8 protein-coding genes are annotated in these 13063 nt (G+C 72.6%); 3 read left to right on the forward strand and 5 right to left on the reverse strand.

The genetic code is table 11. From position 1 onward, the window contains the following. Positions 1 to 100 precede the first annotated feature (100 nt). The 4 genes from tyrS to ACSNOD_RS06370 all read right to left on the reverse strand — a co-directional run bounded on the left by tyrS (position 101) and on the right by ACSNOD_RS06370 (position 7980). The gene (gene tyrS, locus ACSNOD_RS06355) at positions 101 to 1519 is read right to left on the reverse strand and encodes a tyrosine--tRNA ligase (protein ID WP_436765755.1); all 1419 of its coding nucleotides are present in this window, start codon (positions 1517 to 1519) and stop codon (positions 101 to 103) included. A gap of 191 nt (positions 1520 to 1710) precedes the next feature. Further along, complete coding sequence (locus ACSNOD_RS06360) at positions 1711 to 3105, reverse strand: metallopeptidase TldD-related protein (RefSeq protein WP_436765756.1); 1395 nt, start codon at positions 3103 to 3105, stop codon at positions 1711 to 1713. A 343-nt stretch (positions 3106 to 3448) separates the two neighbouring features. Continuing rightward, positions 3449 to 5587 carry a PIG-L family deacetylase gene (locus ACSNOD_RS06365; protein ID WP_436765757.1) on the reverse strand — a complete coding sequence of 713 codons (2139 nt, stop codon included), beginning with the start codon at positions 5585 to 5587 and terminating at the stop codon, positions 3449 to 3451. Further along, entirely contained in the window at positions 5587 to 7980 is a 2394-nt protein-coding gene (locus tag ACSNOD_RS06370; protein WP_436765758.1) for a glycosyltransferase, read from the reverse strand. The genes ACSNOD_RS06365 and ACSNOD_RS06370 overlap by 1 nt, the downstream gene beginning before the upstream one ends. Positions 7981 to 8257: 277 nt before the next feature. Here ACSNOD_RS06370 and ACSNOD_RS06375 point away from each other — a divergent pair, with 277 nt between their 5' ends. Continuing rightward, a complete protein-coding gene (locus tag ACSNOD_RS06375; protein ID WP_436765759.1) occupies positions 8258 to 9505 on the forward strand; it encodes a tyrosine-type recombinase/integrase in 1248 nt (415 codons plus the stop codon). 61 nt (positions 9506 to 9566) lie between these two features. Here the strand turns inward: ACSNOD_RS06375 and ACSNOD_RS06380 are convergent, their stop codons facing one another. Beyond that, positions 9567 to 11096 (reverse strand): TldD/PmbA family protein, encoded by a 1530-nt coding sequence (locus ACSNOD_RS06380; protein WP_436765760.1) that lies wholly within the window; start codon positions 11094 to 11096, stop codon positions 9567 to 9569. A 322-nt stretch (positions 11097 to 11418) separates the two neighbouring features. Between ACSNOD_RS06380 and fabG the strand changes: the two genes are divergently transcribed. Next, the gene (gene fabG, locus ACSNOD_RS06385; protein ID WP_436765761.1) at positions 11419 to 12138 is read left to right on the forward strand and encodes a 3-oxoacyl-[acyl-carrier-protein] reductase; all 720 of its coding nucleotides are present in this window, start codon (positions 11419 to 11421) and stop codon (positions 12136 to 12138) included. A 5-nt stretch (positions 12139 to 12143) separates the two neighbouring features. Then, positions 12144 to 12914 carry an enoyl-ACP reductase FabI gene (gene fabI / locus ACSNOD_RS06390; RefSeq protein ID WP_436765762.1) on the forward strand — a complete coding sequence of 257 codons (771 nt, stop codon included), beginning with the start codon at positions 12144 to 12146 and terminating at the stop codon, positions 12912 to 12914. The last annotated feature ends 149 nt before the right edge of the window (positions 12915 to 13063 follow it).

Here is a 13063-nt window from a genome sequence, read left to right on the forward strand (position 1 = left end):
CGGCCGTCTCACGGCCGCGGCCCCTGTACGTCGCGGGTCGAACGCCCGTCGTCGCCGTGGTCAGGCGCGGTCGGGCGGGGCCCGGCGGGGGCGAGGCGCGTCAGGCGCCGGTCACCTGGGCGAGCTTTCGCCCGGCCTTGAGGTAGACCGTGCCGGCGCCGGCGTCGAGACCGGCGCCCGCCAGGGCCTCGGCCACCACCTCGGCGAGCGGCCGCAGCGCGTCCGCCTCGCTCAGTACGGTCGACTGCTGGCCGCCCTCGGTCTCGAGGACCAGCCGCAGACCGTTCTGCTTGGCGACCCGGCGCGCGGCCGAGGCGCTCGGCTGGAAGCCCAGCACCTTGCTGATCACCGCGGTGATCGCCTCGGTGCCGTGCTCGGCGGCGTCCACCACGGGCAGCGACTCGACCTCGGTGAAGGACTTCTTGGAGAACTGCGCCACGAAGCCCGCGCGGGCCGCCATGGCCGCCTCGACGCCGTACAGCGCCGCGACGACCTCGCCCGCGAGCACCTTCTTGAGGTCCATCGGGTGCAGCGACCGCTCCTCGACGCGGGAGAGCGCCAGGGCGATCTCCTCGTCGGTCCACTCGGTCCACGCCTTGAGGTACGGCTCCATCAGCCGGTCCGGGACCGACATGATCTTGCCGAAGACGTCGTCGGCCGGGGCGGTCAGGCCGACGTAGTTCCCCTTGGACTTCGACATCTTCGCGCCGGTGCCGTCGGTGCCCTCGATCAGCGGCATGGTGACGACGAGCTGCGGCTTCTGCCCGCGCAGCTCCATCAGCTTGCGGCCCATCTGGAGGTTCAGCAGCTGGTCGGCGCCGCCCAGCTCCACATCGCACTCCAGCGCGACGGAGTCGAGCCCCTGGGCGATCGGGTACAGCAGTTCTGTCATCGTCAGGCCGGAGCCCGCCGCCAGCCGGTTGCGGAAGTCCTCCCGCTGGAGCAGCTGCGACACCGGCACCTGGGCGAGCAGCCCCAGCAGCTCCGGGAACGTGTACGGCGCCAGCCACTCGCTGTTCTGCCGGAAGCGGACCTTCTCGAAGTCGAAGAACGGCCGCACCTGGTCGCCGTAGCCCGCCAGGTTCCGTGCGATGTCCTCATCGGTCAGCGGCGGGCGCTCCGCCGTACGGCCCGTGGGGTCGCCGATCTTGGCCGTGAAGTCACCGATGATCACCGTGACGTCGTGGCCCATGCGCTGGAACCGGCTGAGGATGATCATGGGTACGGCGTGGCCCAGGTGCACATCGGCCGCCGTCGGGTCGATGCCCAGCTTGATGTGCAGACCCGTGCCGGCCGCCCGGCGCTCCTCGATCCGCTCCGCCAGCTTGTCGGCGCCCGGGAGCACCTCCACCGCACGGGCGGCGATCAGCTCGGCCTGTTCCTTCGCCGACAGATCCGACAGGTCCAGATAGCGCCTCGCCTTGGTCTCGCTGAGCAGCCGCTGCACGGCCGAGTCGGAGGAGAGGTCCTGCGCCAGCAGTGCGCTGGCGCGCGCGACGGAGTCGCCGAGGCGTGTCATCGTGACGTTCCTGTGGATGGTGGTCGGACAAAGGACAGGTCGAGTCTATTTGCTCGGGCCGCGGCCGGGCGCCGAGTGACGCCGCGTGACGCCGGGATCGGACGCCCTGGCGCGCAGAACGGGCACAGAGCGGGCACAGAACGGTGCGATGGCCCCTGCCGCACACAGAGCCGCGTACAGAACTGCCGCGATCAGACGCCCTGGCTCACCGAGCTCATGTTGAAGTCCGGCACCCGCAGCGCCGGCATCACCGCGCGGGTGAACCAGTCGCTCCACTCGCGCGGTAGGGTCGGCTCGCTCCGGCCCGCCTCGGTCGCCCGGCCCAGCAGATCCACCGGTGACTCGTTGAACCGGAAATTGTTCACCTCGCCGACGACCTCGCCGCCCTCGACCAGATAGACGCCGTCCCGGGTCAGCCCGGTGAGCAGCAGCGTGGCCGGGTCCACCTCGCGGATGTACCACAGGCAGGTCAGCAGCAGCCCGCGCTCGGTGGTGGCGACCAGTTCCTCCAGGGAGCGCTCGCCGCCCGCGTCCAGGATCAGGTTGTCCGTCCCGGGGGCCAGCGGCTGGCCGGTCAGCTCCGCGGTGTGCCGCGTGGTGATCAGATGGGCCAGCTCCCCGTCCCGCAGCCAGTTCGTCGGCCCCAGCGGCAGCCCGTTGTCGAACACCGAGGCATCGGCGCCCGAGGCGTGGGTCAGCACGAACGGCGCACACTCCAGCCCCGGCTCGTACGGGTCGCTGCGCAGGGTCAGCGGCAGTTCTGAGAGCTTCTCACCGATCCGGGTGCCGCCGCCCGGCCTGCTGAAGACCGTACGGCCCTCGGCCGCGTCCCGGGCCGACGCCGACCACTGCTGATAGATCAGCAGATCGGCCACGGCCGTCGGCGGCAGCAGGGTCTCGTAGCGGCCCGCGGGCAGCTCGATCCGCCGCTCGGCCCACGCCAGCCGGTGTGCCAGTTCGGCGTCCAGGGCCACCGGGTCCACATCGGTGAAGTCGCGGGTGGCCCGGCCGGCCCAGGCCGACCGGGTGCGGTCGGGCGACTTCGCGTTGAGCTCCAGGGTGCCCGTGGGCTGGTCGTGGCGCAGCCGCAGCCCCGTCGAACTGCCCAGGTAGCTGGAGACGAGCTGGTGGTGGGCGAAGCCGTACAGCTCCCGGCCGCCCGCCGCCGCACGGGCGAACGACTCGCCCAGGGCCGGCGCGAAGGAGGCGAACACTCCGGAGGAGGTCTCGGCCGGGGCGTCGGTGAAGTGGGGGGAGGAGGGCACCCCGGACACCAGCGGCTGCGCGTCCTCCGCGGGGCCGGCGTCCCGGGCGGCCGCCTCGGCGGCCCGCACCAGCGGCTCCAGGTCGTCGGCGGTCACCGCGGACCGGGAGACCACACCGCTGGCCGTGCCCTGGCCGCCGTCGACCGTCGCGATGACGGTCAGGGTGCGGCCCCGGGTGACGCCATTGGTGGTCAGCGCGTTGCCCGCCCAGCGCAGATTGGCGCTCGACTCCTCGTCGGCGATCACGACGCAGCCGTCGGCGCGCGAGAGGTCCAGGGCGCGTTCGACGATCTCGTGCGGTGCGGTGCTGCGCGGGCTCATACTGCACTCCTTGTGTTCCCCCCGGGGCGGTGTCCCCGGGCACCCCCGGCTCCGGTCGCGCGGCGCGGAGGTGTGGGCATCGTTGTGGCGGCGTCCTGGTCGGCTGCGGCCCGGCGGCCGCTCGCGCGGCGCTCACGAGAACGGGGCTCTGCCTGAGCGCAGAGACTACCGGGCGGTTCGCCGGCGCCGGATGCCGCGCCCGAACTGCGGGGCGCCGGTTGGGCGTACGGCTGCCTGCGGTGCGGCAGTACGGTGCGCGGGCTGTCCGCGGGTTGGGCATCAGTACGGTGCGTGGGCTCGGCTGCTCCGGCGGGCGTCGGGCAGTGCGCGGCGCCGGCAATTCTCAAGGCGCCGGGGCGCCACCGTCGTCGGGCCGCCAGATCCAGGGCGTCGCGTCCGGCCCCCACCCCACCGCACACAGCCGGTGCATCGCGTCCACCACCAGCGAGGCCGTGCCCACCGGGGAGCGCTGCGCGGCGGAACGCCTCGGCGCGGTGCCGCCGAAGACGTCCGCGAGCCGCAGCTCTCCGTCCATGCCGCGTCCCACCACCACCAGCGCGCTCCGCCCGCCGGGCCGGGGCAGCGCGAAGGCGGTCAGGTCGCCGTACCCCGCGAAGCCCCGCAGCCCCGGGGCGTCCACCGGCTCGGCGCGGTCACCGGCCGCGAGGCGGAACGCGAGCGGCTCCTCGGCGGCCGGGAGCCGGTAGACCAGGGTGAGGTCCCCGTCGGGCCCGCAGGCCGCGCCCACCGGGCCGCCACCGGGTCCGGGGAGCCCCGTCAGCGGCCGGAAGCGGACCGGCCCGCCGGGAGCGTCCTGGCTCCAGTGGTGCACCGTGTCGCGGCCCGCACCGAACACATGGACGCGGCGGCGCCGGTCCAGGACGACGGTGAGGCCGTCCTGGATCTCCTCGCCGCCCAGGTCCCGCCACGCCCCCCACGCGCCGCCCGGCTCGCGCACCCGGCAGGCCAGCCCCTTGGCCGCCGTACGGACGAAGAGGTGGACCCGCCCGTCGGGGGTCGGGACCGCCACGGGCACGCCGACGCGGCGCCCGAGTGCGGCCGTGCGCTCGGGGCCGCCCAGGCCGGCCCAGGCCTCGAACGGGCCGCCCGGCGAGCGCTGTTCCAGCACGGCGATCTCGCGCCGGTCGGGCCGCCCCCGGCCCTCCAGCACGGCGAACCGCAGGGCGAACAGCAGCCGCCGTCCGGCGGAGTCCACGACCGTGGCGAGCGCGGGGGCGAGCGGCCCGCCGCCGAGGGGCAGCGGCTCGCCCCACCGGCCGCTGCCCGGCGAGGTCTCCCGCCAGCGCACGGCCCGCGTGCCCAGGACCCCGTACGCCTCCAGCCGCCCCGCGCGGTCGACGGCCGCAACCGGCCCCGCGCCGGGATAGCGGTGGTGGGTGGAGCGAATCCAGCCCTTGCGGTTGCGCAGCGGGCGGTCGCCACCCTGCCCGTAGTCGCCGCAGCCGGCCGCGTTGCCGCACTGCCAGGACGGGTCACCGCCGTACGCGGCGACCAGGCGGTGCTTCTCCGCGACGACCCGCGGCGGCAGATTGTGCGGCCAGCGCTGGTTGTAGTAGCCCCGGAACGCGATGGCGTGGACGTACGGCGGGCGGTCGGCGCGCTGCCGGGCGGCACCGGCGGCCCACTGGGCGAGCGCCTTCCATGTGAACAGCGCGGTCGGGGTGTGGTCCCGGTGGTCCGAGCAGCCGCCGTAGTCGTTGTCCTTGGGGTGCGCGGCGTCGTGGACCTGGAAGTCGGGATCGGGGTCCAGGGTGTGCACCACGGTCGGCTCGAACCGCCGCATGAGGGCGAGCAGTACTGTCACCAGGGTCCGGTGGCGATACGTACTGACGGTCGTGCACGGCGAACCGGTGGCGACCAGGGTTTGCATGACCGCGTCCGGGCGCGCCCAGAGATGGGGCAGCCGCACGTCGCCGGGTGAGTGCATGGCGATATTGAGGAAGATCAGCCGAACCCGGCGGTCTCCGACGACGAGCTGATTGGTCTCGGCCCGCACCCCGCCCGGCAGGCCCATGACGGACCTCTCCCAGGGGGTGAAGCGGTGTGCGCCGACCATCTCGGCATAGGCCTGGCGCAGCCCCTGGTGGCGGGCGGAGGAGTAGGCGGCCCTGTCCCGTACGACGGGCTCGGGCATGCCCGCGACCCAGTTCCGGCCGAGCGCCTCACCGGCCGTGACGTACACGGAGACGACGGGCACGCCCGCCTCGGCCAGCCGCAGGGTGTCCGGGTTCGTGAAGTAGAGATCGTCGTCCGGGTGGGCCATGACGTTCAGCAGCGACGGCGGCGTCGCCTCGGGGCCGCGGGGACGGGTGACGCCCGGCCCGCCCACCGGGACGAGGGCCCCGCCCGAAGTGCTCCACAGGCTCGGCAGGCAGAGGGCCGCGCCGGCGCCGGCGATGCCGCTGAGGACGGCCCGGCGGGCGATCTGCGGGGAGCGGCCCCTGTCGGTGGGCGCGGGCATCAGTCAGTCGCCGGAAGGGCGGACGGAGTTGACCGAGATGATGGGAGGGGAGCGGGAAGTTGCGCCTGGAGGGGACCCGGAAGGGTGACGGACAGATCGCCGGACCTCGTGACGTACGGACGGACCCCGCGGACCGTGGGGTGCGCCTCCACCCGGTGCCGGTCGGCGAGATCGGCGAGGTCGCCGATGATCCGTCCGATCCGGATCGGCGCGGCGCCCGGCGCCCGGCGCAGCGCCAGGTCCCAGACCGGCCTCGGACCGTCTCCTGGCCCCAGGCCCGCGCTCGGCCCCGTACTGCTCCCGGCCTCGGTCAGCCGGTCGTACGGGACGTGTACCCGAAAGCGTGAAGCGTCCAGGGCCTCGGCGCTCACCGAGACCGGGGACGAGGAGCCCGTACGCGGAGCGGCGATCACCACGGGGGCGCCGTCCGGCGCGAGTGTCGCCCCGTACACCGTGCCCTCCACCGTGAAACCGTCGCCGCCCATGCGCAGGGTGCGCGCCTCGGCGTGGGCGGGGCGGTGCCAGGTTCGCAGCGCCAGATAGCCGTCGGTGGTCGGGTACGGCACCCACCAGGTGAACGGCGCGCCCGGCAGCGGTTCCAGGGAGAGCAGGCCCTTGCCCTCGGCGAGGTCGCAGACCACCCGGCGGCGGCCCCTGTCCCCGGCGCGGACCACGTGCAGATCCCACCGCCCCTCGCCCAGGCGCAGCTCGCGGCGGCGCAGAACGGCGGTGTGGGGGCCGGTCCCGCCGGCCGGGGGCACGAGCGGCACACGGATCACCTCGCCGCTCCCGCGCCGCGTGACGGTGAGGGTCGACCTCTCGCCGTCGACGCCCTCGCCGCTCACCGAGACGACGACGTCGCCGGCGGCGTCGACGCGGCAGCAGGCCACGGGGCGCAGAGGCGTGAGCGGCGGCCCGGTCACCCCGGCCACGACCCTGAAGCCCCGGCGCAGGGGCCGGACGGCGCGGCCGACGGCACGGCGCAGGGGCCGGATCGCGCCACCGACAGTACGGCGGGCCGCCCCGCCGCCGGCAGCCGGTACGGAGTCGGTGGTCGCTCGTACGGGACCAGTGGCCTGCGGTGCGGAGCCGTCGGCCGCCCGTACGGAGCCGTCGGCAGCCGGTGCGGAGCCCGCCTCCCGCAGTGCGGAGCCGTCGGCCGCCCGTACGGGACCAGTGGCCCCCGGTGCGGAGCCGTCCGCCATCCGTACGGGGCCCGCGGCCCGCAGTACTGAGCCCGTGGCCGTGCGGGCGCGAGGGCCGCCGAGGTCGTCGATCAGCGCGAGATAGGCGTCGGCGATCCGTTCGGGCGCGTAGCGCGCGGCCGAACGGCGGGCGCGCGCCCCCAGGGCGGCGCGCAGCTCACCGTCCTCGATCAGCGTGAGCAGCCCCTGGGCGATGGCGTCCGCGCTGATGGGGACGAGGAGGCCGTCCTCGCCCTGCGTGATGATCTCGCGTGGGCCGTGCGGGCAGTCGGTGGAGACGACGGGCAGGCCGCACTGCATGGCCTCCACGATCGTCATGCCGAAGGACTCCTCCCGGGAGGTCACCGCGGCGATGGAGCCCTTGGCCCACTCGGTCTCGAGCGGCGAGCGGGCCCCCATGAGGGTGAGGGAGTCGTTGAGCCCGAGGCGGTCGATCTGCTCCCGCAGCCTGTCCCGCCGGGGCCCGCGGCCGTACAGGCGCAGCCTCCAGCCGGGGTGGGCGGCGGCGACGGTGGCCCACGCGGTGACGAGCAGGTCGTAGCGCTTGACGGGGATGAGGCGGCCTGCGGCGATGACGAGCCGGGCTGCCGGGTCGGCGGGCTCGACCCGGGAGGGCGGACACGCGTTCGGCACGCAGACGATGGCCGTCCCGGCGCCCGCGAACACCTTCCGGTGGGTCACCGCGTCGGCCTCGGAGACGGTGGTGTACGCGTCGAGCAGCGGGACGGCCGCGTCCTGGCCCGCGCGGATCGCCGGCTCATGGGTGCCGTAGATCCGGTGTTCCTGGCCGATCCGCAGGCAGCGGTCCCGGCCGAACCGGGCGAGGTACATCACCAGCCCGGGGCGGGTGGCGATGACGACGTCGGCGTCGGTGGTGGCGAGGTGGTCGGCGACGCGCCGGTCGGTGAGGGCGTTGAAACGGGCGCCCCGGGCCTCGGCCGGGGGGATGAGGGCGCTGTCCTGGTCCAGCAGCTCATGGCCGAGGTCGGCGCCCTTTCCCGGTCTCTCGTCGATCAGGTGGACCAGGCGGACCCCCGGGCCCAGGGGGAGCCGGGGCCGGTCGGCGTTCCGCAGGACCGAGACGATCTCCACGGTGTGCCGGTCGGCGAGGGCGCCCGCGACGTTGAACGTCGAGCGGATGGTGCCGCCGATGCCGTAGGCGTTCTGCAACAGGAAAGAGATCTTCATGGGCGTACGCGCGCTTCCGTCCCCCGCCCCGGTGCGGGGCCCGTCCCCGGGGGCGTGTGCGCAGCGGACCCTACCGTGTGCGGTGGGTCACATGGGGAGGGCGGCCGGGAGCGCGGGGGAGCCCGAAAGGGCTCGGAGCGGCCAGGACGGACACGCAAGGCGCACGGCCGCCGCCCGTGACGCCGACAGCCCGAACGCCCCTTCGGCACACGGCGATTGACGGATGCCCCCGCGCTCCGGTGGCCGTGACCAATCGGCATGTGGAGGGTTAACAAGCGTGGCGACCATCAAGAAAGAGGACTGCACGTGTCCCCGGCGTAAGAAGCCGACGTGCTCTCACAAGCCGTACCGGGTGACATACCGCGAGCCGGGCGGCAGGGCGGGCAGCCCGCGACAGGTGTCATTCAAGAAGCTCGAAGACGCGGAAGCCTTCGCGGTCAAGGTCGAGCGGGACAAGGACCTGGGCACGTACATCAACCCCAGAGCGGGGTTACGGACGTTTGAACAGGTCTGGACCGAGTGGGTGGAGGCGGGGACTCTCGAAGAGTCCTCGAAGAGGAACTACGAGAGCGTCTACAAGAACCACTACGGGCCCTTCTTCGGGAGCAAGCCCATCGGCAGTATCACCCCGACGACCATCCTGGAGTGGGAGGCGGACCAGAAGGAGAGGGGCTACAGGGAATCCGGCATCAACGGGCGGAAGAACGTCCTGTCGTCCGTCTTCAATTACGCGGTCACGGCGGAGATCATCGGCCGCAACCCGTGCAAGAAGGCCAACCCCCGCAAACAGCAAAGGCCGATGTATACGCCAGTGACCGACGACGACATCCCCACCATGGGGGAGGTGCTCGGGATCGTCGCGGAAGCTCCCAAGCTGGTCCGCGCCGGCTTCTGGGCCATGGCGGGATGCGGGGTGCGGCCGGGGGAGGCCCTGGCGCTGTCGGACGAGGCGATGGACTGGGAGTCCAGCATCCTCACAGTGGATCACCAGGTGTCCGCCTACGGCTGCCAGGAGATCTCCGGCTATCGACGAGGCGTGAAACGGGGCACCAAGCACCGCACCTTCGATGAAGCCAGGAGGACGCCGGTGCCCGAGTCGATCAACGAGATCTTCAGTGATCACATCGACGCGTTCGGCACCTGGGGGGAGCGGAGCTGGTTCTTCGAGTCACCCAGGCTGAACGATCGCCACCCTTCCTACGACTGGTTTCTGGACCAGTTCAAGGCGGCGGCCCGGGCCGCGGGGACCCCGCAGTACACGCCGAAGAGCTTCCGGCACTTCTTCGTCTCGGAGGCCATCCACGCCCAGATCCCGCTCTTCGAGATCGCGGCATGGGTAGGCCACCGGACCACCAGGACGACGGAGCTCGTCTACGGGCACCTCGTTCGCAGGGCGATGGAACGAGGTGCCCGGACCATGCACAACCGGCTCGGACTGAAGCTGGCACCCTTCAAAGGGCTCATCATCCCGCCTCGGCCATTCCCCGGAGAGGGGGACAGCGAAGGCTGGGACGACGTTGCGTAGCCGGTTCGCTGTGACGAGGTGTCGACCTGGTGCAGACTTCGGCTCCGGGGAAGGTGCCCCGTCAAGAGCCGTTCGCCTCGTCCGAGGTGTTCAGGATGTTCACATTCCGAAACAGTGCGGAGGGACAGCCGTGAGACACCGCGGCCACCTGGCCGGGCTGAGCCTTTCCGCAGTTGAAGGCCCCTCCTAGGACATAGGTCTCGGGGCCGCCGACCGCCTCCATGGACCCCCAGAACTCGGGGGTGATTCCCTGGTAGGCAACATCCCGGAGCTGCCCGCACAGGCGGCCGTTCCGGATGGCGTATGCCCTCTGCTGTGTGAACTGGAAGTTGTAGCGCTGCATGTCGATCGACCACGAGCGGTCGCCCACCACGTAGATGCCGCGCTCGACGCCGCCGATCAACTCCTCGGTCGACGGTCCGTCCGGGGCCGGCTGGAGGGACACGTTGGCCATGCGCTGTACGGGCACATGGCTGGGGGAGTCCGCGTAGGCGCAGCCGTTGGAGCGTTCGAATCCGGTGAGCCGGGCGATCCGGCGGTCCATCTGGTAGCCGACCAGCACCCCGTCCTTGACCAGGTCCCAGGACTGTCCCGCCACGCCCTCGTCGTCGTACCCGATGGTGGCCAGGCCGTGCTCGGCGGTGCGGTCGCCCGTCACGTTCATCAGTTCGGAGCCGTAGCGCAGGGTGCCGAGCTGGTCGAAGGTGGCGAACGAGGTGCCGGCGTAGGCCGCCTCGTACCCGAGGGCGCGGTCCAGCTCGGTGGCGTGCCCGATGGACTCGTGGATCGTCAGCCAGAGGTTCGACGGGTCGATCACCAGGTCGTAGCGGCCGGCCGTCACGCTCGGCGCCCGCATCTTCTCGGCGAGCAGCTCCGGCAGCTCGGCCAGCTCCGCGTCCCAGTCCCAGCCCCCGGCGCCCGTCAGATACTCCCAGCCGCGGCCCACCGGGGGCGCGATGGTGCGCAGGGAGTCGAACTCGCCGCTCTCGGGGTCCACGGCCACGGCGGTCAGCTGCGGGTGGAGCCGCACCCGCTGCTGGGTGGTCGAGGTGCCGGCCGTGTCGGCGTAGAACTTGTTCTCCTGCACGGTCAGCAGGGAGGCGTCCGCGTGGGCCACGCCCGGCGCGGCGAGCAGCCGCGCGCTCCACTCGGCGAGCAGGGCGCTCTTCTCGGCGTCCGGCACCGCGAAGGGGTTGATGTCGTACGCCGACACCCAGGTCTTGTCGGCGTGCACCGGCTCGTCCGCCAGCTCCACCGTCTCGCCGGAGCCCGCCGTACGGACGACCGTCGCCGACAGCTTGGCCATGGCCACCGCCTGGCTGGCCACGCGGGCCGCCGCGTCCATCGTCAGATCCACCCCGGAGGCGAAGCCCCAGGAGCCGCCGTGCACCACCCGCACCGCGTAGCCGAGGTCCGTGGTGTCGGACGACCCCGCCGGCTTGGCGTCCCGCAGCCGCCAGGAGGCGCTGCGCACGCGCTCGAACCTGAAGTCCGCGTGCTCGGCGCCGAGGGCCCGGGCCCGCGCCAGTGCCGCGTCGGCGAGTGCCCGCAACGGCAGCGCCAGAAAGGACTCGTCGATGGAATGGGGCACGGATGTCTCCTCGTCGTCGCCGGGCACCCACAGATCATGGCGCGTCCGCCGGGCCGTTGCCCAGTCCCCGCCGGTCGGGGCGGCACCGAGGAGGCCGGGGGGGCCGGGAGGACGGCACCGAGGAGGCCGCAGGGGCGGCACCGAGGAGGATGCAGGGGCGGCACCGCGGCGGCCCGGAGCCGCTTTCCGTGAGGCTTGGGCCCGCTTTCTGTAGGGACCCGACAGCGACCGCCACATGCCCCTGTGGGAGCCGGATTCTCCCTTTCGCAGGGTGGACCGATAGTTTTTCCGGGTACCAGCCACCTACCGAAAGGGTGATCCGTTGAGCCGCTCGGTTCTGGTCACCGGAGGAAACCGGGGCATCGGCCTCGCCATCGCCCGAGCCTTCGCCGAGGCGGGCGACCAGGTCGCGATCACTTACCGCTCCGGGGAGCCGCCCGAGGAGCTCACCGCCCTGGGCTGCCTCGCGGTCAAGTGCGACATCACGGACACGGAGCAGGTCGACCGGGCGTACAAGGAGATCGAGGAGAAGCACGGTGCGGTCGAGGTGCTGGTGGCGAACGCCGGCATCACCCGCGACCAGCTGCTGATGCGGATGTCGGAGGAGGACTTCGGCGCCGTTCTGGACACCAACCTCACCGGCACCTTCCGCGTGGTCAAGCGGGCCAACCGCGGCATGCTGCGGGCGCGCAAGGGCCGGGTCGTGCTGATCTCCTCGGTGGTGGGGCTGCTCGGTTCCGCGGGCCAGGCGAACTACGCCGCGTCCAAGGCCGGCCTGGTCGGCTTCGCCCGCTCCCTCGCCCGCGAGCTCGGCTCCCGCAACATCACGGTCAACGTCGTCGCCCCCGGCTTCGTCGACACCGACATGACGCGCGTGCTCACCGACGAGCAGCGGGCGAAGATCGTCGAGCAGGTGCCGCTCGCTCGGTACGCGCGTCCCGAGGAGATCGCCGCCTCGGTGCGCTTCCTGGCCTCCGACGAGGCCGCATACATCACCGGAGCCGTCATTCCCGTCGACGGCGGATTGGGCATGGGTCACTGAACGTCATGAGTGGAATCCTCGCAGGCAAGCGCATCCTGGTCACCGGCGTCCTCACCGAGGCGTCGATCGCTTTCCAGGCCGCGAAGGTGGCCCAGAACGAGGGCGCCGAGGTCATCCTGACCGGCTTCGGCCGGCTCTCCCTGGTCGAGCGCATCGCCAAGCGCCTCCCCAAGGAGGCCCCGGTCATCGAGCTGGACGCCACCAACCAGGAGCACCTGGACGGCCTGGCGGACAAGGTGCGCGAGCTGCAGGGCGAGGACGCCCGGCTCGACGGCATCGTGCACTCCATCGCCTTCGGCCCGCAGGGCGCCTTCAACTTCCTGGAGGCGTCCTGGGAGGACGTGTCGACGGCCGTGCACGTCTCGGCGTACTCCTACAAGTCGCTGGCCATGGCGCTGCTGCCGCTCATGTCGCCCGGTGCCTCGATCGTCGGCATGACGTTCGACGCGCAGATCGCCTGGCCGAAGTACGACTGGATGGGCGTGGCCAAGGCCGCGCTGGAGAGCACCAACCGCTACCTGGCCCGCGACCTCGGCCCCAAGGGCATCCGCTGCAACCTGATCTCCGCCGGCCCGATCAAGTCGATGGCCGCCAAGTCCATCCCGGGCTTCGAGGAGCTCGCGGACGTGTGGAACCACCGCGCCCCCATCGGCTGGGACCTGGCCGACCCGGAGCCGGCCGGCCGCGGTGTCGTCGGCCTGCTGTCGGACTTCTTCCCGTACACCACGGGCGAGATCGTCCACGTGGACGGCGGCGTGCACATGATGGGTGCCTGACCAGCCCGTCACGCCCGTGCTTGACGATGCCCCGGCCCGCTCCTCGCGGGTCCGGGGCATCGCCCGTTTCGGGGCATCGCCCGTTCGGGCCAGCAGGCCGGGCGCCCCGCGCCGCGAGCACCCACGCTGGAGTACGTACGACCCCCCTT

The organism is Streptomyces sp. URMC 123, assembly GCF_051386515.1.
In the GTDB taxonomy this organism is placed as follows: domain Bacteria; phylum Actinomycetota; class Actinomycetes; order Streptomycetales; family Streptomycetaceae; genus Streptomyces.